The sequence below is a fragment of the Pseudomonas sp. NBRC 111133 genome, assembly GCF_001320605.1.
Lineage (GTDB): Bacteria > Pseudomonadota > Gammaproteobacteria > Pseudomonadales > Pseudomonadaceae > Aquipseudomonas > Aquipseudomonas monteilii.
Genome location: NZ_BCBJ01000090.1, coordinates 1 through 19,311, shown reverse-complemented (window position 1 = coordinate 19,311; position 19,311 = coordinate 1). Strand labels below are relative to the sequence as shown.

General features: G+C 61.9%; 24 protein-coding genes and 1 riboswitch. Of the genes, 12 read left to right on the top strand and 12 right to left on the bottom strand.

Annotated elements, in window-relative coordinates; all coding sequences use genetic code 11:
- Positions 1-27 precede the first annotated feature (27 nt).
- Positions 28-167, top strand: a riboswitch (yybP-ykoY riboswitch).
- Between the two features lie 88 nt (positions 168-255).
- Positions 256-840: a TMEM165/GDT1 family protein gene (locus APH36_RS21510; protein ID WP_060500144.1), complete on the top strand. Its 585-nt coding sequence runs from the start codon at positions 256-258 to the stop codon at positions 838-840.
- A gap of 35 nt (positions 841-875) precedes the next feature.
- Here APH36_RS21510 and APH36_RS21505 read toward each other — a convergent pair whose 3' ends face one another.
- From APH36_RS21505 to APH36_RS21490, 4 genes are all read right to left on the bottom strand, one after another.
- On the bottom strand, positions 876-1,694 hold the full coding sequence (locus APH36_RS21505) for a M48 family metallopeptidase (protein ID WP_060500143.1): 819 nt from the start codon (positions 1,692-1,694) through the stop codon (positions 876-878).
- An 89-nt stretch (positions 1,695-1,783) separates the two neighbouring features.
- Positions 1,784-2,404, bottom strand: coding sequence for an SOS response-associated peptidase (locus tag APH36_RS21500; RefSeq protein WP_060500142.1), 621 nt, complete (start codon positions 2,402-2,404; stop codon positions 1,784-1,786).
- A gap of 15 nt (positions 2,405-2,419) precedes the next feature.
- A complete protein-coding gene (locus APH36_RS21495) occupies positions 2,420-2,680 on the bottom strand; it encodes a putative signal transducing protein (RefSeq protein WP_060500141.1) in 261 nt (86 codons plus the stop codon).
- Positions 2,680-2,862, bottom strand: coding sequence for a CPXCG motif-containing cysteine-rich protein (locus APH36_RS21490; RefSeq protein ID WP_012270508.1), 183 nt, complete (start codon positions 2,860-2,862; stop codon positions 2,680-2,682). Before APH36_RS21490 ends, APH36_RS21495 begins: the two co-directional genes overlap by 1 nt.
- A 125-nt stretch (positions 2,863-2,987) precedes the next feature.
- On the opposite strand from APH36_RS21490, the gene APH36_RS21485 reads away from it, so the two are divergent.
- Complete coding sequence (locus APH36_RS21485) at positions 2,988-4,154, top strand: 1-acyl-sn-glycerol-3-phosphate acyltransferase (RefSeq protein WP_060500140.1); 1,167 nt, start codon at positions 2,988-2,990, stop codon at positions 4,152-4,154.
- Between the two features lie 37 nt (positions 4,155-4,191).
- Here the strand turns inward: APH36_RS21485 and APH36_RS21480 are convergent, their stop codons facing one another.
- Positions 4,192-4,452 carry a hypothetical protein gene (locus APH36_RS21480; protein ID WP_016713288.1) on the bottom strand — a complete coding sequence of 87 codons (261 nt, stop codon included), beginning with the start codon at positions 4,450-4,452 and terminating at the stop codon, positions 4,192-4,194.
- Between the two features lie 159 nt (positions 4,453-4,611).
- On the opposite strand from APH36_RS21480, the gene APH36_RS21475 reads away from it, so the two are divergent.
- Positions 4,612-4,818, top strand: coding sequence for a hypothetical protein (locus APH36_RS21475; RefSeq protein ID WP_003247353.1), 207 nt, complete (start codon positions 4,612-4,614; stop codon positions 4,816-4,818).
- 67 nt (positions 4,819-4,885) lie between these two features.
- Here the strand turns inward: APH36_RS21475 and APH36_RS21470 are convergent, their stop codons facing one another.
- A complete protein-coding gene (locus APH36_RS21470; RefSeq protein WP_016713289.1) occupies positions 4,886-5,470 on the bottom strand; it encodes a YajG family lipoprotein in 585 nt (194 codons plus the stop codon).
- A gap of 145 nt (positions 5,471-5,615) precedes the next feature.
- Between APH36_RS21470 and APH36_RS21465 the strand changes: the two genes are divergently transcribed.
- Positions 5,616-5,849 carry a hypothetical protein gene (locus APH36_RS21465; RefSeq protein ID WP_060500139.1) on the top strand — a complete coding sequence of 78 codons (234 nt, stop codon included), beginning with the start codon at positions 5,616-5,618 and terminating at the stop codon, positions 5,847-5,849.
- A 600-nt stretch (positions 5,850-6,449) separates the two neighbouring features.
- Positions 6,450-7,958 carry a malate dehydrogenase (quinone) gene (mqo, locus tag APH36_RS21460; protein ID WP_060500138.1) on the top strand — a complete coding sequence of 503 codons (1,509 nt, stop codon included), beginning with the start codon at positions 6,450-6,452 and terminating at the stop codon, positions 7,956-7,958.
- Positions 7,959-8,014: 56 nt separating this feature from the next.
- Here the strand turns inward: mqo and APH36_RS21455 are convergent, their stop codons facing one another.
- From APH36_RS21455 to APH36_RS21440, 4 genes are all read right to left on the bottom strand, one after another.
- Entirely contained in the window at positions 8,015-8,305 is a 291-nt protein-coding gene (locus tag APH36_RS21455; protein WP_051095858.1) for a PA4642 family protein, read from the bottom strand.
- A gap of 68 nt (positions 8,306-8,373) precedes the next feature.
- On the bottom strand, positions 8,374-8,844 hold the full coding sequence (locus APH36_RS21450; RefSeq protein ID WP_060500137.1) for a hypothetical protein: 471 nt from the start codon (positions 8,842-8,844) through the stop codon (positions 8,374-8,376).
- 51 nt (positions 8,845-8,895) lie between these two features.
- Positions 8,896-9,369, bottom strand: coding sequence for a WbuC family cupin fold metalloprotein (locus APH36_RS21445; protein ID WP_060500136.1), 474 nt, complete (start codon positions 9,367-9,369; stop codon positions 8,896-8,898).
- Between the two features lie 2 nt (positions 9,370-9,371).
- On the bottom strand, positions 9,372-9,929 hold the full coding sequence (locus APH36_RS21440) for a hypoxanthine-guanine phosphoribosyltransferase (protein WP_019099801.1): 558 nt from the start codon (positions 9,927-9,929) through the stop codon (positions 9,372-9,374).
- Between the two features lie 162 nt (positions 9,930-10,091).
- Here APH36_RS21440 and upp point away from each other — a divergent pair, with 162 nt between their 5' ends.
- Together upp and APH36_RS21430 are read left to right on the top strand one after the other, a co-directional pair.
- Positions 10,092-10,730: a uracil phosphoribosyltransferase gene (upp, locus tag APH36_RS21435; RefSeq protein WP_011532223.1), complete on the top strand. Its 639-nt coding sequence runs from the start codon at positions 10,092-10,094 to the stop codon at positions 10,728-10,730.
- Positions 10,731-10,732: 2 nt separating this feature from the next.
- The gene (locus tag APH36_RS21430; protein ID WP_016713295.1) at positions 10,733-12,007 is read left to right on the top strand and encodes a uracil-xanthine permease family protein; all 1,275 of its coding nucleotides are present in this window, start codon (positions 10,733-10,735) and stop codon (positions 12,005-12,007) included.
- 69 nt (positions 12,008-12,076) lie between these two features.
- On the opposite strand, the gene hemH is transcribed toward APH36_RS21430, so the two are convergent.
- Positions 12,077-13,090: a ferrochelatase gene (gene hemH / locus APH36_RS21425; RefSeq protein ID WP_060500135.1), complete on the bottom strand. Its 1,014-nt coding sequence runs from the start codon at positions 13,088-13,090 to the stop codon at positions 12,077-12,079.
- A 13-nt stretch (positions 13,091-13,103) separates the two neighbouring features.
- Positions 13,104-14,009: a TIGR01777 family oxidoreductase gene (locus tag APH36_RS21420; RefSeq protein ID WP_060500134.1), complete on the bottom strand. Its 906-nt coding sequence runs from the start codon at positions 14,007-14,009 to the stop codon at positions 13,104-13,106.
- Between the two features lie 187 nt (positions 14,010-14,196).
- Between APH36_RS21420 and APH36_RS21415 the strand changes: the two genes are divergently transcribed.
- The 5 genes from APH36_RS21415 to APH36_RS21395 all read left to right on the top strand — a co-directional run bounded on the left by APH36_RS21415 (position 14,197) and on the right by APH36_RS21395 (position 19,275).
- The gene (locus APH36_RS21415) at positions 14,197-15,183 is read left to right on the top strand and encodes an NAD(P)/FAD-dependent oxidoreductase (protein WP_060500133.1); all 987 of its coding nucleotides are present in this window, start codon (positions 14,197-14,199) and stop codon (positions 15,181-15,183) included.
- 100 nt (positions 15,184-15,283) lie between these two features.
- Positions 15,284-16,252 carry a DUF523 and DUF1722 domain-containing protein gene (locus APH36_RS21410; RefSeq protein WP_060500132.1) on the top strand — a complete coding sequence of 323 codons (969 nt, stop codon included), beginning with the start codon at positions 15,284-15,286 and terminating at the stop codon, positions 16,250-16,252.
- Entirely contained in the window at positions 16,242-17,144 is a 903-nt protein-coding gene (locus tag APH36_RS21405; protein ID WP_060500131.1) for a MerR family transcriptional regulator, read from the top strand. Before APH36_RS21410 ends, APH36_RS21405 begins: the two co-directional genes overlap by 11 nt.
- A complete protein-coding gene (phrB, locus tag APH36_RS21400; protein WP_060500130.1) occupies positions 17,135-18,562 on the top strand; it encodes a deoxyribodipyrimidine photo-lyase in 1,428 nt (475 codons plus the stop codon). Before APH36_RS21405 ends, phrB begins: the two co-directional genes overlap by 10 nt.
- A gap of 11 nt (positions 18,563-18,573) precedes the next feature.
- Positions 18,574-19,275 (top strand): SDR family oxidoreductase, encoded by a 702-nt coding sequence (locus APH36_RS21395; RefSeq protein ID WP_082426431.1) that lies wholly within the window; start codon positions 18,574-18,576, stop codon positions 19,273-19,275.
- The last annotated feature ends 36 nt before the right edge of the window (positions 19,276-19,311 follow it).

Sequence of the window (19,311 nt, the reverse complement as noted above, 5' to 3'; positions counted from 1 at the left end):
CCGAAAGCGTTTTGCCTAGGCAGAATCCGCACCGTCCTAGGGGAGTAGTCTCCCGCGAGCGCACTGCTCGCCCGGTACGCGTCAACATACTTGGTCCACAGACCATGGCGCGTGCGACCCACCATGCCAGCCTGCATGGAGAGATCCGCGTAGACGGATCCAGGGTTTGACAAGACCTATGACACGCACACCTTACCCGGGGCGGGGAGGCTGTACGTGTCATAGCCGTGTCGACCCGCCCCCGTAGGAATCCTGATGCTGGAATCTCTGTTGGTCCCCACCGCTATCGTTGCCTTGGCCGAAATCGGCGACAAGACGCAACTGCTCGCTCTCATTCTTGCTGCCCGCTTCCGCAAGCCTTGGCCAATCATCGCCGGCATCATCGCCGCCACCCTGGCCAACCATGCGGCGGCCGGTGCCGTGGGCGCCTGGTTTGGCAGTTTCTTCAGCGACTCGGCCCTGCACTGGATCCTGGCCGCGAGCTTTACCGCCACCGCGCTGTGGACACTGGTACCGGACAAGATGGATGACGAGGAAAACCCGGCACGTCGCTTCGGGCCGTTCCTGACCACGCTGATCGCGTTCTTCCTGGCCGAAATCGGTGACAAGACCCAGGTTGCAACCGTGATGCTGGCTGCGCAGTATCCGCACCTGATCATGGTCATTATCGGTACCACGCTGGGCATGCTGATTGCCAACGTGCCGGTGGTTCTGGCGGGTAACTTCGCGGCAGACAAGCTGCCACTGACGCTGATTCGTCGCCTGGCGGCCACGGCGTTCTTCGTGCTGGCGATCGTGGCCGTCTATTCGGCGATGAAGGCCAGCGGCTGGATCGGCTAAATGCTGAAGAGGCCGCTCTGCGGCCCCTTGCAGCCTTACTGCTTGGCCGCTGCCTGATACAACGGCATCACTTTCGGAATCGCTGCCTGCAACGAAGCGATACGGCTTTCAGAAGCCGGGTGAGTGCTCATGAACTCTGGCGGTGCGCCTTCGGAAGCCTTGCTCATCTTGTTCCACAAGGTGATCGCGGCATTCGGGTCATAACCCGCACGGGCCGACAGTTCCAGGCCGATCAGGTCGGCTTCGTTCTCGTTGGCCCGGCTGTTGGGCAGGGTCATGGAGTAGTTCACCACGGCATCGGCCATGGCCATGGTGCCCTCGCCCAGGCCCAGGAGGGCACCGGCACCCTGGCGGGCCATTTGCACGCCATAGGCCTTGGACATCGCCTCACGGCTGTGCTCACGCAGGGCGTGGGCAATTTCATGCCCCACCACGGCGGCAATTTCAGCATCGGTGAGCTTGAGCTGATCGATCAGCCCGGTGTAGACAATGATCTTGCCGCCTGGGCCGCAGTTGGCATTCAGCTCGTCGCTCTTGATCACGTTGACTTCCCAGTTCCACTGCGCGGCATCCGGGCGGAACTTGGGCGCCTGGGCAATTAGGCGGTTGGCGATGACCTGCACGCGTTTGGCATCGGCGCTGGACTTGTCGAGCACACCCTTGCTCGATGCTTCGCCCAAGGTCTGCTGGTACGACTGGGCGTACATCTGGTTGACCTCATCGGTCGAAAGCATGCTGAACATGTACTGCTGGCGCTGTACGCCGACAGCACCGCCGCTGGTGGTGTTCACCGCCTGGCAGCCGGCCAGCAGGATGCCAGCACTCAACAGGCTGACAACAAAAGACTTACGCATGAAAACACTCCCTATCCACATGCGGCGTATCCTAGGCCGACTCGCCTGTGGCTGCCATAGCCGCAGGGAAGATTTTATCGACCAGCGCATCAGGCTGGGGTCAGGCACTCCGGCGCATCCAGCTTCGGGTCATTGACGAAATTGGCCAGGGCCCGCTCGCGCAGCTGTGCCGCAGGGCTGGCCAACAACTCGTGCAAGCGGGTAACCGGCGTATCCGGGTCGAGCCAGGCCGCCTGCCCCGCCTCATCCAGTATCAGCGGTCGACGCTGGTTCATGGCCGCCTGGGTCACCACCGCACAGCTAAGCCACACCTGATCCTGCACGGGATAGGCCTCCCACACCGCCGCAAAGTACAGCGACGAACCCTCCCCCGGGGTCAACCAGTACGGGCGTTTACGCACGCTGCCACGCCACTCGTAAAAGCCGTTGGCCGGCATCAGGCAGCGGCGCTGGCGAAACGCCTCGCGAAACATGGGTTGCTCGGCCAGCGTTTCGGCGCGGGCATGGGCGGGGGTGCGGGACAGGTCGGTAAGCCAGGCCGGGGTCAGCCCCCAGCGCGCCTTGGCCAGTTGCAGCTGGCCGTCGAGCTGGCGCTGGATCAGCACCGTGGCACCGGGAGCAATGTTCCATTGGGCCGGCTGGCCTTCAGGAAAACCAGGCAGGCTGGCCAGCGCCTGGGGCCAGCGAAACAGGGCGTAACGTCCACACATGGGCGAATTCAGAACCTAGCAGATCAAGGTACCGGGGAAACTCTCCGGTTCGTCGCCAACCAGTGGCTGGGCATCATTGTACGCATCGATCAGTTGCCGTGCGTACTCGGCCTGCTCATCCGCTACCGCAAGCCCCAGCAAGCCTTGCATCGGCAACTCGCCCACGCCGCCCATTAGGTCACGGCCCACCAGTTGCACGTCGACACCCTCACTGGCCAGCATCCCGATCAGCATTTCGGCTTCGAGCAGGTTTTCCGGTTCATAGATCCGCCGCATCAGTCGTTCTCACCGAAGACATCCAGCATCCACTCCTCGCCATGAACCTGCAGCACGAAGCGGATAGGCTTGCAGCATACCTGGCAGTCCTCGATGTACTCCTGATCGCCGCCGGACAGGTCCACCGTGGTTTCGACTTCTTCGCCACAATAAGGGCAATCGTAGATCGCAGTTTCCAGCATCGCGGCCTCCGGGGTGACTTATGCGTATAATTGCCGGTCTATTTACAGGGCCAGTGTGTGTCCGAGCCGTTTTTCGGAGCCCGCCCCTACCTTATTACCCTAGCCGTTTCCAACAAGAGAGCATGATGGGCGAATTCGATGCCATCCGACCGTACGACGACGCTGAGGTCCCTGCCGTTCTGGCACGCCTGCTCAGCGACCCGGCATTCCTCGATATCCTCACCCACTTCCGCTTCCCGCGTGCGGCCGGTGCTCTCGGCTGGTTGCTCAAACCGCTGATTGCCCGCCGCCTGCGCAAGGAATTCGCCGGCGTTACCTGCGTGTCCACCTTGCAGGACAAAGTCGAGTACTACGTCGACCAGACTATCGACCGTGCTACCGACGGCGTCACCTATTCGGGCGTGGAGCAGCTCAAGGCCGGCACTGCCTACCTGTTCCTGGCCAACCACCGTGACATCGTCATGGACCCCGCCTTCGTCAACTATGCGGTGTACCACGCCGGCCTGCCCACGCCGCGCATCGCCATTGGTGACAACCTGCTGCAAAAGCCCTTTGTCAGCGACATGATGCGCCTGAACAAAAGCTTCATCGTGCACCGTTCGATCAGCGGCCGCCGCGAGAAGCTGGCGGCTTACCAGTTGCTCTCGGCCTACATCAACCACTCGATCCGCAACGATGCCACCTCGATCTGGATCGCCCAGGCCGAAGGGCGGGCCAAGGACGGTGACGACCGCACCGACTCGGCGATCCTCAAGATGTTCCACATGAGCCGCAAGGACGAGCCGTTCGGCGCGGTGATCCAGAGCCTTAACCTGACGCCCGTGTCGATCAGCTACGAATACGACCCGTGCGACCAGGCCAAGGCCCGCGAGCTTTACATCCGCGCCACCACCGGCACCTACAAGAAGGCGCCGGGCGAGGATGACAACAGCATCGCCAAGGGCATTACCGGCTACAAGGGCCGGGTGCACATCAACTTCGCCCCACCGGTGACCGAATACCACGAGGACACCAAGCAGCTGGCGGCGGAAATCGACCGGCAGATCCTGGGTGGTTACCGGCTATTCCCGGTGCATTACCTGGCATATGCGATGTGGGACGCCAAAGATGAAGCGCTGCAGGTGCCAAGCGCCGAAAAAGTGTTCCCGGCTGATGAGCTGGCCAAGGCCAAGGAAGAATGGCAGCGCCGGCTGGATGCCTGCCCTGAAGAGCAACGGCCATACCTGGTGGTGCAGTATGCGACACCGGTGCGTAACCAGTACCAGGTCAGGCAACAAGCGCCGGTCGCCTGATAGATTGCTGGGGGCTGCTTTGCGGCCCCAATGGCTATCAGACCCAGGTACTGAACCAGGACAGCAACAACGCCATCGCCAGGCACGAGAAACCGAGGATATAGAAGTACTTCGGCACCCGCAGGTCGAACGCGTCCACAATCCCCTCATCCACCGCCATGTATTCACGGGTCTCGGCATCACGCCGCCGCGCACTGTGCAGCAGCAACCCACCCGGACAGGTCAGCAGCAGCGCCAGCAGGTTGATCCACTTGGCGGGGTGGGCGGACAGAAACCCCCAGAGCACTTGCAAGGACATCAGGCGACCTCGGTGTGAGCAGCAACAAAGGCCCGCATTTTACCCAAGTTGCACCCCGGTACCCTGCGTGGGCGACAAAGTGTCATTAAATTTCATCTGTCATTAGCTCGTCATCAGAACAGGCCACCCTATCGGCCTTTCATGACCCGGAGCTTGTTCATGTTGCACGCCGAAAACCAGGACCGCCTTTACCTCGTCGCCCAGAGCGATGAACAACAGGCGCTGATCGATGGTTTTGCCATCAACGTGCAGGACCGCCAATGGCTCGTCTACTGTGCGCTAGGCGGGCACGTGCACGAAGACTTGCCCGAAGTGGATGCCGGAACCGGCTTCAGCCTGCTGGATTTCCACATAGAAGCGGCTTGAACCTGCACAGACAAAAAAACCCGCTGCCGGGCACCCAGGCAGCGGGTTTTCTTTTATTGCCGAAGGCTTACTGCCCCAACACCTGCCCGATGGTCGGGTCTTTGAACATACGGGTCAGCGCATCGCTCAGCACATCGCCCACCAGCTGGGTGTTGGTGTCCTGGTTCGGCGCCATGCCGAAACGCTGGTCCAGCGAAGCACCGTAACGGCCGCTGTAGCTGCGGCCGCCGTTGCGCACGTCGGCACGGAAAGTGGCGCCGATGGTGGCTTCGGTCACGTACAGGTTGTCTTTGGGCGACTGGTATTTCAGCTCGGCCAGGGTCACGGTCAGCTGCGGTGCGTTATAGGCATTTGGCGTCGGGGTAAAACCGAGCAGGCGCACGGCCGCTTCGGCCTGGGCTTGCAGCTTGGGCACCACGTCATTACCGCTGACGCTGATGGTGCTGGTTTCAGGGTACATGCCACCACGGGTACCCAGGGACTGCGAAGCCCGGCCGTCAACCACCCGGACCACCACCGGCTGGCCATGGCCGACCGGCGTGAGCTGGGCCTTGAGCGTGGGTTGCGGGTTGAGTTGTTGCGGGCTGTGGGCACAACCGACCAGGCTGAGGCTGGCCACGGCGATCAAACCGAACAACAGACGTTGCAACATGCGCGTTTCTCCAGAAAATGCGGCTAAGGCGCACAGTATACCTAGGCACGCATCGACCAGTCATCGGTCCGGCCCGCTTGTCACAATCGTTTCATGGCCTCGCCCTTATCCTTGCGCCAAGCCCTCACGCAAAGGACTCCCCGTCATGGCCTCGCTCTGGACGCTGCTCTTCCAACGCCCGCGCCACAATGCCTATGCCCGCCTCGATGCCCACGGCAAATGCGTGGCCTTCAAGCAATGCGGCCAGGCACCCAGCGGCAGCGACTGGGTCCGGATTGGTGAAATCCGGTTGGCCTGGCTGGGCCACGAACTGCCTGCCGACGCCCGGGTTTGCGCCCGCGCAAGCCGCCGCTGGCACCAGCGCATCCTCGCGGCCTGACAAACGCTGCAATAAAAACCACGAATGGCGACATTTCTGCCCGCGACATCGCTATAATCTCCCCCCGATTATAAGGACGTCTCCTGATCGGGCCCCGCACTCGCCGATTGACCCCGGCAACTTCACCGCTTCGCCCACAGAGAGCCTTCCACTCAGGTCTTGCATCGGCTGTCGTGCCTGCTTTTCCGGCCCTTCACACTGCATGAACCTGCGGGTTGCCATCGCGCAGTCCCCCTTTGAGGTTCACGTCTCCAAAAGAGCGTGAAAAAACGGTTTTCACAACTTCACAAGAGTGTGGCGAGCAAATGAACAGTCTGGCATGTGCAAAAGCGGCAGATGTGTCCCGAACAGCCCTGAACAGGCGGCAAATGCGCTCATCCCGTATGAGTGTCTGAACCGTTCCATAACGCACGCACGACACCTTGACCATAAGTCGAATTGCCGCACCTGTGGCAAACGGCGTTCAATACCCGAACCCGAAGACTGATTGGCGGTGTCCGCGGAAGTTGCAAGAACTGCGAAAAGTCGGACATGGCGACCCTGGCGAACCCAGGTCCTATGCTGTCAATTAGGTAGCTGTAGATTGTGGAGACGCGTTAAATGGCGCAGAACGAATCGGTTGATGTGGTACTGGTAGGCGCGGGCATCATGAGTGCCACCCTGGCCGTACTGCTCAAGGAGCTCGACCCGACCCTGAAGCTTGAGGTCGTCGAGGCGATGGACTCCGGAGCCGCGGAAAGCTCCAACCCCTGGAACAACGCAGGCACCGGCCACGCCGGTCTGTGCGAGCTTAACTACACGCCCCAGGCCGCCGATGGCAGTATCGACATCAAGAAGGCCGTGCACATCAACACCCAGTTCGAGGTTTCGCGCCAGTTCTGGGCTTACCTGAGCAAGAAGGGCAACTTCGGCTCGGCACGTGCGTTCATCAACCCTGTCCCGCACCTGAGCTACGTCGAAGGTGACAAGGGTATTTCCTTCCTCAAGAAGCGCTTCGAATTGCTCAAGCAGCACCATGCCTTCGCCGACATGGAATACACCGAAGACAAGGCCGTGATGAACGACTGGATGCCGCTGATGATGCCTGGCCGCCCAGCCGACCAGCACATCGCCGCTACCCGCGTGGCCAAAGGCACCGACGTCAACTTCGGCGCCCTGACCAACAAGCTGCTCAAGCTGCTGGGCGACTCGCAGGACGCACAGGTCAAGTACAGCAAGAAGGTTGTCGGCCTGCGCCGTAACGGCAGCGGCTGGACCGTGAGCATCAAGGACGTCAACAGCGGCGGCAGCCGTGAAGTGGACGCCCGCTTCGTCTTCCTCGGCGCCGGTGGCGCGGCCCTGCCGCTGCTCCAGCTGTCGGGCATCCCGGAAAGCAAAGGCTTCGGCGGCTTCCCGGTCAGCGGCCAGTGGCTGCGTTGCGACAACCCGGAAATCGTCAAGCAGCACCAGGCCAAGGTCTACAGCCAGGCCGCTGTGGGCGCCCCGCCGATGTCGGTACCGCACCTGGACACCCGCGTTGTGGACGGCAAGACTTCGCTGCTGTTCGGCCCGTATGCTGGCTTCACCACCAAGTTCCTCAAGCACGGTTCGCTGATGGACCTGCCGCTGTCGGTACGCATGGGCAACATCGGCCCGATGCTGGCCGTGGCCCGCGACAACATGGACCTGACCAAGTACCTGGTCAGCGAAGTGATGCAGTCGATGGAGCAGCGCCTGGAGGCCCTGCGTCGCTTCTACCCGCAGGCCAAGGCCGAAGACTGGCGCCTGGAAGTGGCTGGTCAGCGCGTGCAGATCATCAAGAAAGACCCGAAGAAAGGCGGCGTGCTGCAGTTTGGTACGGAGCTGGTCTCGGCCCAGGACGGCAGCCTGGCCGCACTGCTCGGCGCATCGCCAGGTGCTTCGGTCACCGTGTCGATCATGCTGGAACTGATCGAGCGCTGCTTCCCCGAGCAGGCCAAAGGTGCCTGGGCTGCCAAGCTCAAGGAAATCTTCCCGGCGCGCGAGAAGGCGCTGGCGACCGATGCCGCTCTGTACCACAAGATCAGTGCCGACAACGACGTGGCGCTCGACTTGGTGGAAAGCAGCCCGGCAGCCAAGCATTACGCTTAAGCCGGCCTGAAACGAAAAAACGCCCCTCGGGGCGTTTTTTTGTGCCTGGGCCGTTATCAGCCGCGGGCGTTATCGATGATCTCGATGTACTCCGGCGCATTGCGCTGGTCGGCAATCTGCTCGACGAAGGTCTTGCCGTGCTCGTCCTTGCCATCCAGGTCCAGGCCCGCTTCGACGAAGAAGCCGACAAAGCGCTCGAAGTCATCGACGCGCAGGCCACGGTAGGCCTTGACCAGCTTGTGCAGCGACGGCGAGGTCACGCCATCGGCCGGCTCGAACTGAAGAAACGACTTGATGTAGTCGTCGCTGATTTCGTCACCGATTACCTGTTTCTTGTCTTTACGCATTGCCGACTCCAACTGGACCATCACGGAATTTCGAAGGCCGGCAGTGTACCCCCCGCAGGCCGCGTGCCTCAACGCGTACGTACGGTACCGGTGTGCAGGTCGGCCCAGATATGACCGTTGCCATAGGTCAGAAACTGCACGTAGAGCGTTTCGTTGCGCAGCAGGTCCATGATCACCCGATAGTCGCTGACCGGGTAATTCAGGCTCAGAGTGCGGTTTTTTTCGTCATACACGGGTTTCTTCAGGCTCTTGGCCGCCTCACCATCGAACGTCAGCAGCACCTGGGCAATGGTCGCGCCCTTGCTCAGCGGCTTGCCTTTCAGGCGCACCTGCAACGAAGACGTGATCGGGATCGGCTGCTGATCGGACTGGCGCTGGGCACCCACCACCACAGAGTAGTCGGTCACTTGCAGCAATTGCTGGCCGGTCGGCGCCTCCTGGCGTAAAGACAGGTCGTCAGGTGGCAGGAACTGACTGTGCAGCGGTGCGGCGGCGAGTGGCAGGCTGACTGCCAGCAGGAGGGGAAGAATCGCACGCATGTGAGGCTCCTTGTATGAAGGAGCACTCTAGCATGCCGTGTGCAGGCACTATCAATCGAACTGCGCGCGCATCCAGGCCTGGTACTCGGCGACACCCTCTTCGCCTTCACGCGGCGCCCAGTGCGCATGCTCGCCCTCGCCCACTGGCCGATAAGGCCCGGCCTTGCATTCGAACAGCATGCTGTCTGGCTCCAGCACCACCAGGCCATGGTAGGTGCCCGGTGGCAGGTCCACGCCCAGGCAGTCGCCGCCCGCCTGCAGCACCCGCCTGGCGGTTACCACGCCCTGCTCATCGAAGATCAGCAGGCCCAGGCGGCCCTTGAGCACGATCAGGGCTTCAGCCTTGTCGTCGCTCAGGTGGCGGTGCGGCGGAATATAGGTACTCGGCTGCAGCCCCACCGCCATGCGGTGGCAAGGCTCTTCCATCTCATGGAAGGTGTGATGCTGCCGCCCGCGCGGGTTGGCGGCAGCCTTTTCGGCCAGCCCGGCGAACAGCGATTGGTCGATGAACGCAGGCTGGCGCATGGTCACAGCCCCTTGACGGCGAAGATGCCGTTCGCGTTGCGCCAGTAGCCTTTGTAGTCCATGCCGTAGCCGAAGATGTAGCGGTCGACGCACGGCAGGCCCACGTAGTTGGCCTTGAGGTCCGGGCTGGCCTTGCGGTCGTGGTCCTTGTCGATCAGTACCGCAGTGTGCACAGAGCGTGCGCCGGCATGCTTGCAGAACTCGATGATGGCGCTGAGGGTGTGGCCTTCGTCGAGGATGTCATCGACGATCAGCACGTCACGGTCGATGAACGACACTTCCGGTTTGGCCTTCCAGAACAGCTCACCGCCGCTGGTCTGGTTACGGTAGCGGGTGGCGTGCAGGTACGAAGCTTCCAGCGGGAACTGCAGGTGAGTGAGCAGTTTGCCGGCGAAGATCAGGCCGCCGTTCATCACGCAGAACACCACCGGGTTCTTGTCGTGCAGGTCTTTGCAGATCTGCTCGCCGACGTTGGCGATGGCCGCTTCGACTTCGGCTTCGTTGTACAGGCAGTCAGCTTCACGCATGACTTGACGGATATGCTCGAGATCGGCGGACATGGCGCTCTCCGGGGGGTGCATTTTGGAAAAGCGGGCAAAGGTACGCATCCGCTCGTCACAGATCAAGCATTTATGGACTAACGTCCTGAATGACCAGACGACAGCACAGGCTGAATAGATTAATCTAGCGCGGTTTTTTTGCCCGCCTTTCGGAGCCCCCCTATGCCCACTCGTGAGATCCGCCATCCGCTGATCCGCCACAAGCTCGGCCTGATGCGCCGTGCCGATATCAGCACCAAGAATTTTCGCGAACTCGCCCAGGAAGTCGGCGCGCTCCTGACCTACGAAGCCACCCAGGACCTGCCACTCGAAACCTACGAGATCGACGGCTGGTGTGGCAAGGTGCAAGTTGAAAAAATTGCCGGCAAGAAAATCACCGTGGTGCCTATCCTGCGCGCCGGCATCGGCATGCTCGACGGCGTGCTCAGCCTGATCCCGGGCGCCAAGGTGAGCGCCGTCGGCGTTGCCCGCAACGAAGAAACCCTGGAAGCCCACACCTACCTGGAAAAACTCGCGCCGGATATCAACCAGCGCCTGGCCCTGATCATCGACCCGATGCTGGCCACCGGCGGCTCGATGGTCGCCACCATCGACCTGCTGAAAAAGGCCGGCTGCAAAGAGATCCGCGCCATGGTGCTGGTTGCCGCGCCAGAAGGCATCGAAGTGGTGGAAAAAGCCCACCCGGATGTGCAGATCTACACCGCCTCGATCGACCAGCGTCTGAACGAACACGGCTACATCGTGCCAGGCCTGGGCGATGCCGGTGACAAAATCTTCGGCACCAAGCAAAAGGACGCCTGACCATGCAGGACGGCTTCAACGACCCGCTCTGGCGCCAGGTCGTTTCGGGCGCGCAGATGCTCTTCGTGGCATTCGGCGCGCTGGTGCTGATGCCATTGATCACCGGCCTCGACCCGAACGTCGCGCTGTTCACCGCCGGCATCGGTACCCTGCTGTTCCAGCTGGTCACCGGCCGCCAGGTACCGGTGTTCCTGGCCTCCAGCTTTGCCTTCATCACCCCGATCATCCTCGCCAAGGGCCAATTCGGCCTGGCCGAGACCATGGGCGGCGTGATGGCCGCAGGCTTCGTGTACACCTTCATGGGCCTGATGGTAAAAATCAAAGGCACCGGGTTCATCGACCGCATGCTGCCGCCGGTGGTGATCGGCCCGGTGATCATCTCCATTGGCCTGGCCATGGCACCGATTGCTGCCAACATGGCAATGGGCAAGGCCGGTGACGGCAGCGTGCTGCTACCGTACAAGACCGCCATGATGATCTCGATGCCGGCGCTGCTCACTACGTTGATCGTCGCCGTTTTCGGTAAAGGCATCTTCCGCCTGGTGCCGATCATCGCGGGCGTGCTGGTGGGCTTTGCCCTGTCATTCGCCTTTGGCGTGGTCGATACCGCCAAGATCGCGGCTGCGCCGTGGCTGGAGATTCCCAACTTCACCGCACCGGCGTTCAACTGGCAGGCCATCCTGTTCATCGTTCCGGTAGCCCTGGCTCCAGCGATCGAGCACATTGGCGGGGTGATCGCGGTGGGCAGCGTGACCGGCCGTGACTACCTGAAAAAGCCTGGCCTGCACCGCACCCTGCTGGGTGACGGCCTGGCCACTACCGCAGCCGGCCTGTTCGGTGGCCCGCCCAACACCACCTACGCCGAAGTGACTGGCGCGGTGATGCTGACCAAGAACTACAACCCTAAGATCATGACCTGGGCGGCGGTCTTCGCCATCACCCTGGCATTTATCGGCAAGTTCGGCGCGCTGCTGCAGAGCATCCCGGTGCCGGTGATGGGCGGCATTCTGTGCCTGCTGTTCGGCTCGATCGCGGCAGTGGGCATGAACACCATGATCCGCCACAAGATCGACCTGGCCGAAGCGCGCAACCTGGTGATTGTGTCGGTCACCCTGGTGTTCGGTATCGGCGGCGTGCTGATCGGCAGCGGTGACGGCCCGGATGACTGGGGCCTGAAAGGCATCGCCCTGTGCGCCATCGTGGCGATTGCCCTGAACCTGATATTGCCGGGCAATGATGGCTGGAAGCACAAGAAGCTGGATGATCAGTTGCCTTGATCCAGCTTTAACCTGAACCGACCTCTTCGCGGGGAAACCGCGAAGAGGTCGGTTCAGGCAACCATCAAATTAGGCCTTTTCGCACATCTGCGCCAACACCCTCACCCACTCGGGGTGATCATTCAGGCACGGCACCAGCACCAGCTCCCGCCCGCCAGCCTCGACAAACTGCTCGCTGCCACGCATGCCGATCTCTTCCAGCGTCTCGATGCAATCGGCCACGAACGCCGGGCACATCACCAACAACTTCTTCACCCCTGCCTTGCCCAACTCATCCAGCCGCGCTTCGGTATAGGGCTCGATCCACTTGGCCCGCCCCAGGCGCGACTGGAACGACACCGACCACTTGCCATCCGGTATGCCCATCTTCTGCGCAAAGGCCTTGGCTGTGGCCAGGCACTGCCCGCGGTAGCACACCGCACGCATCTCGGCGCTGGCATCCTTGCAGCAGTCGGCTGCCTGGAAGTCGTGTTTGCCGGTCGGGTCCAGCTTCTTCAGGTGCCGCTCCGGCAAGCCGTGGAAGCTCAGCAACAGGTGGTCGTAATCCTGCTCCAGGTACGGACGCGCGCTGGCGGCCAGCGCCTCGATGTAGTCCGGATGCTCGTAGAACGGCTGCAGCACGCGCATCTGCAACGGTAACTGACGCTCGTTGACCGTCTGCCTGGCCAGCTCGACCACAGTGGTCACCGTGCTGTCGGCGAACTGTGGATAAAGCGGTGCCAAGGTCACCTTGCGTACGCCCTGGGCCGCCAGGCGCTCCAGCACGTCTGGCAGGGCCGGCTGGCCATAGCGCATGGCAATTTCCACCGGGCCGTGGGGCCAGTGTTCGACCATGGCCGCCTGCAGACGACGGGTCAGCACCACCAGCGGCGAGCCCTCCTCCCACCAGATCGAGCCATAGGCATGTGCCGACTGCTCCGGGCGCTTGACCAGGATCAGCGACACCAGTAGCCGCCGCACCGGCCAGGGCAGGTCGATCACGTACGGGTCCATGAGGAACTGGTTGAGGTAACGGCGTACATCGGCCACCGAGGTGGAGGCCGGGGAACCCAGGTTGACCAGCAGCAAGGCGTGATTGGTCATGCAGCGTCCTATGTCAGAGGCGGCTGGACAAGTTGTCCAGGGCCGATTGCAGATCGTTGAAGCGGAAGGTGAAGCCAGCTGCCAGCAAACGTACCGGGCGAGCCCGCTGGCCGCCCAGCAGCAAGGTCGACAGCTCGCCCAGGCCAGCCTTGAGCAGCAGTGCCGGCACCGGCAGCAACGCCGGTCGATGCAGGGCACGCCCCAGGCGCCTGGCAAACTCGCGGTTGCGCACAGGCTCAGGGGCGCAGGCATTATAAGGACCGCTGGCATCCTTGTGCTGCAAGAGAAAATCAATCAGGGCGACCTGGTCGTCTATATGGACCCACGGCATCCACTGCCGACCATCGCCCAAAGGCCCGCCCAGCCCTAGCTTGAAGGGCACGCGCAGCCGCGACAAAAAGCCGCCATCGCAGGCCAGCACCAGCCCGGTGCGCACCAGCACCACGCGGATGCCCTGTGCCTGGGAACGCAGGGCCGTTTCCTCCCAGGCAATACACAACTGGCTGGCAAAATCTTCACGCACCGGCGGTGTTGCCTCGGTCAGCTCGCGCTCACCGCCATCACCGTACCAACCGACCGCAGAGCCGGAGATCAGCACGTCTGGTCGCTGCTCGCGGGTACCCAGCCAGCTCAGCAACTGCTCGGTCAGGGTAACGCGGCTGGCCCACAGCAGGTTACGCCGGGCTGCTGTCCAAGGCCGGTCGGCAATCGGCGCGCCGGCCAGGTTGACCACCGCATCCAGGTGATCGTCCGCTTCCAGTTGCTCCAGGCGGGCAATGCCACGCACACCACTGCCACACATTTTCGGCACTTGCTCAGGTCGCCGGCTCCACACCGTCAGGCGATGGCCTTGACCAAGCCAGTGCTGGCAGAGGTGCCTGCCTATCAACCCGGTACCGCCTGTCAGCAATATATGCATGGCTGTGTCCTCGCAGAATGCGGCGGTGGTCTATTTTTAACATCAAGGCACTTTTTTGACCCGACGCTCTCGGATAAACATAGGCCAACCTGCCCGCCAAAGCGGAATAACCTTATACAAAAATTCTGGATTGTACAGGTTTGCCTGACAGCGTAGTCTGCTTACAGCAAGGTTTGAAGAGGCCATCATGACAGTACCTATCGCCATCATCGGGGCCGGTATCGCCGGCTTGTCAGCTGCCCAGGCCTTGCAGAAGGCGGGGCAATCCGTGCATTTGTTCGACAAAGGCCACGGCAGTGGCGGGCGCATGGCCAGCAAGCGCAGCGAAGCCGGCGCGCTCGACCTCGGCGCGCAGTACTTCACTGCCCGTGACCGGCGTTTCGTCGAGCAGGTACAACAGTGGGTTGCCGCTGGCTGGGCCGAGCAGTGGAAGCCGCAGCTGTACAATTACCGTGACGGCGAACTTACCCCCTCCCCCGACGAGCAGACGCGCTGGGTGGGCGTGCCCCGCATGAGCGCCATCACCCGTGGCCTGCTCAAGGATGTGACGGTGAACTTCGGCTGCCGCATCGCCGAGGTGTTCCGCGGCAAACAGTACTGGCACCTGCAGGACACCGAAGGCTGCAGCCATGGCCCCTACAGCCGCGTGGTGATCGCGGTACCGGCACCGCAGGCTACGCCGCTGCTGGCTGCCACACCAAAACTGGCTGCCGTGGCCGCTGGCGTGCAGATGGAGCCCACCTGGGCCGTCGCCCTCGCCTTCCAGGCGCCGCTGGATACGCCGATGCAAGGCTGTTTCGTGCAAGACAACCCGCTCGACTGGCTGGCCCGCAACCGCAGTAAACCCGGCCGTGACGAGCAACTCGATACCTGGGTGCTGCACGCCACGTCTGACTGGAGCCGGCAACACATCGACCTGCCCAAGGAAGAAGTGATCGAACAGCTGTGGGGCGAGTTCGCCGAGCTGGTCGGCTGCGTGGTGCCCGCACCTACCTTCGCCCTGGCCCACCGCTGGCTCTATGCACGCCCCAGCAGCAACCACGAATGGGGCGCACTGGCCGATGCCGACCAGGGCTTGTACGCATGCGGCGACTGGTGCCTTTCCGGGCGCGTCGAGGGCGCGTGGCTCAGCGGCCAGGAAGCGGCACGGCGACTGCTCGAACACCTGGAATGATGTAGCGCCGTACAAAAATAATGGTTTGCATAACGTCAGTGCTGTGCTGGAATAAACCTGTACAATTTTTTTGTCATGTACAGGTTTACCGGAGGCAGCCATGCACGACCCTTCCCCCCACAGCAAGCCGCGTATCGCCATCAGCGCCTGCCTGACGGGTCAAAGCGTGCGCTATAACGGCGGCCACAAGGCCTCCGACCTGTGCCTTACTCAACTGGAAAAACATTTCGACTGGCAGCCGGTGTGCCCGGAAGTGGCAATCGGCCTTGGTGTTCCCCGTGACCCTATCCGCCTGGTAGGCAACCCCGATCAGCCCGAAGTGGTCGGCACCCGCAACCCCGGCATGGACCTGACCGGCCCGCTGCGCACGTATGGCGAACAAATGGCCGACGAGCTCGACGACATCTGCGGCTACATCTTCATGCAGAAATCACCGTCTTGCGGGCTGGAACGGGTCAAGGTCTATCAAGACAACGGTCACCCAGCCTTCCAGGGAGGACGCGGCGTCTATTCGCAGGCGTTCTGTGTGAAACGTCCGGACCTCCCCGTGGAAGAAGAAGGGCGCCTGCACGACGCCGTGCTGCGAGAGAACTTCATCAGCCGCGTGTATGCCTACGCCGAGTGGCAGCGCCTGCTGGCCGAAGGCCTTAGCCGTGGCGCGCTGGTGCGCTTCCATTCGCGTTACAAATACCTGGTGATGGCCAACAACCCCCAGGCCTACCGCACTCTCGGGCGCCTGCTCGGTAGCATGAGCCGCGATGACGACCCGCAAAGCATCGGCCCGCGCTACTTCAGCCAACTGATGCAGGCCCTGCGTCGCTGCGCCAGCCGCGGAACCCACAGCAACGTGCTGCAGCATCTCTGCGGCTATTTCAAGGACAGCCTGACGCAACAGGACAAAGCCGAGTTGCAAACAGTCATCAGCCAGTACCAGCAAGGCGTGGTGCCGCTGGTCGTTCCGCTGACCCTGCTCAAGCACCATTTACGCAACCACCCTGACCCCTACCTGCAGCAGCAAGCGTACCTGCAGCCACACCCGGAAAGCCTGGGCTTGCGCAATGCGGTCTGAGAGCTTGCTGCCCATCGGCGAACTGGCCCGCCGCACTGGCGTCAACCCGGTCACCCTGCGCGCATGGGAACGCAGATATGGCCTGCTAAAGCCCCAGCGCACTGAGAAAGGGCATCGCCTGTATCCGCTGGAACAGGTCGAACGGGTCGAGACCATCCTTGGTTGGCTGCATCGAGGGGCATCGGTCGGCCAAGTGCGCGAATTGCTCGAGCAACCCACCAGCACAACACCTCCAAGTGGAGACTGGCAGGCCAGGCAGTCATTGTTGATAGAGGCTATCGCCAACCTATCGCAACGTGCACTCGATCAACAACTCAACCAGGCCATGGCCCTGTACCCAGCCGTTACGCTGTGCGAGCAATTACTCATGCCGCTGCTCGACCTGCTCGACCTGCGCTGGCGCAATTACTTCAATGCGCAGCTGGAGCAGGTTTTTTTCCACAGCTGGCTGCGCAGCAAACTTGGCGCCCGGGTCTACCACGACAACCAACTGTTGCAGGGCCCTGCTGTGCTGCTGGTAGAAGACAGTGAGCGTGCCTTCAGCCCCGGGCTATGGCTATGCGCCTGGCTGTTGACCAGCAATGGCTTCCCGGTCGAGGTGTTGGAACACCCTGTCACCGGCCTGCACCTGCAACGCGCCGTAACCGCGCTCAACCCCCGCGCCGTGCTGCTGCACCTGGGGCCACGCATTGATGGCAAGGCACTGCAGCGCACCCTGCTCAGCCTGAACGTAGCAACCTTGGCCGGTGGCCCGACGCTGGCGCTGCATGAAGCCCAGCTGCGTGCCCTCGAACTGCCCAACCTCGCCCTGTTCGACACCCCCCAGGCGGCATTGCGTTTGCTCCAAACCCATAACCGCCAGCCTGTAGAGACCATTGCACCATGCACTTGACCTGGCTGCGCAGCGACCTGCGCATCAATGACAACACTGCACTCAGTGCCGCCAGCGAGCGCGGCCCGACCATCGCACTGTGGCTGGTCAGCCCCGGTCAATGGCAGGCCCACGACGATGCTGCCTGCAAAGTCGACTTCTGGCTGCGCAACCTGCGTGATGTGCGCCAGTCGCTTGAAGGCCTGAATATCCCGCTGTTGATCCGTACCATCGACACCTGGGACCAGGCCCCCCATGCCGTGCTCGAGGTATGCCGCCAACATCAGGTGCAAAGCGTGCACTGGAACGAAGAATACGGCATCAACGAGCAGCGCCGCGACGATGCCACCCGTGTCCTGCTGGAGAAGTCAGGTATCCAGGCCCACAGCTACCTCGACCAGCTGTTCTTCCGCCCTGGCACCCTCCTTACCCGCAGTGGTGGCTACTTCCAGGTCTTCAGCCAGTTCAAGAAAACCTGCCTGGAGCACCTGCACCGCAGCCTGCCAGCCATGGCCCACCGGGTGAAGCGCCAGGCACCGCTGCAGATCGACAGCGACCCTGTTCCGCACCATGTGGAAGGCTTTGAAATACCTGCACAGACCTTGCGTGAGCATTGGCCGTCAGGTGAAGCCGAAGCGCAGGCGCGGTTATCTCGCTTTCTCGACGAAACCATCGACGACTATCAGTCACTGCGAGACCTGCCGGCCAAGCCCGGCACCAGCCAGCTTTCCGCGTACCTGGCCGCTGGCGTGATTTCGCCACGCCAATGCCTGCACGGCGCACTGGCGAGCAACCGAGGCGAGTTCGACAGTGGCAGTACGGGCGTGCAAACCTGGATCAATGAGTTGCTTTGGCGGGAGTTTTACAAGCACATCCTTACCGGTTATCCGCAAGTCTCGCGCCACCGCGCCTTCCGCGCCCAGACCGAAGCCCTGCCCTGGCGCGATGCACCGGCAGACCTGGAGGCCTGGGAACAAGGGCGTACCGGCTTCCCGATCATTGATGCTGCCATGCGCCAACTGCTGCACACCGGGTGGATGCATAACCGCCTGCGCATGATAGTCGCCATGTTCCTCAGTAAAAATCTGCTGATCGACTGGCGTAAAGGCGAGCGGCACTTCATGCGCCACTTGATAGACGGCGACCTGGCCGCCAACAACGGCGGGTGGCAATGGAGCGCATCCACCGGCACTGACGCTGTCCCCTATTTCCGGATTTTCAACCCCGTATCGCAGTCGCAGCGCTTCGACCCGGACGGGCATTTCATTCGGCACTGGCTGCCGGAAATGTGTAAGGTGAATCGAAAAAGTATTCACGAACCAGTGAAATCTGTGGATCTTTTTGCTAATACTTTGTATCAACATCCTATTGTCGATCTCAGTAGCAGTCGTCAGCGTGCACTTGAAGCGTTCAAGGGGTTACCGCGCAGGCAGGATTAGGGGATTAAGTCGTGCCTAACTCACGCAGTTTTTGGGTGACAGGCGCCAGCAAGGGATTAGGTCTGGCTTTGGTGGTACAGCTGCTCGAACAGGGGCATCAGGTTGCCGCCAGCGCTAAGGAAAGTGACGAAGTAAATGCATTGGCAGCACAGCACGGTCGGCGTTTCTTGCGTCTGCCGTGGCAGTTGCATGTCGAAGGTAAGGCGGCGGATGCTTGCCAGCAAATCTGCCATGCGTGGTGCTCGCTGGATGGTTTGATCATCAACGCCGGCACCAGCGAATATGTGGCTGACGATGTGGCGGACACCGAGCTGTTCGAGGCGATCGTCTCCAGCAACCTGCTGGCGGGCGAGCTTTGCCTGGCCAGTGCGCGGTCGTTGCTGGCAAAAGGAAACTCGCCGCAGGTAATGGCGGTGTTCAACCGCTATTCGTCGTTGCAGTTGTATTCACCAACCCAGGTGAGCGCTGGCTGGAACAGCATGCCACAGTGGATGCGCGAGCAGCGCGAAGCGCTTGATGCGCAGGGGGTTCGGTTGACGGTCGTAGGACCACAGTCATTGAAGACATCTGTGACTGCGACGCCGGCTATACCCGAGGAATGGACACCACAGAGCGCAGCTAAAGAATTGCTCCGGCGTTGGCCATTGGGGGAGCCGGAACTGGTGCTGGAAACGTTGGACCTCAGTAGCCTGTGGCCGCTGCCACAAAGGTAGATGATGCAGTGCCTGAACTGGCCCTATCGCCGGCAA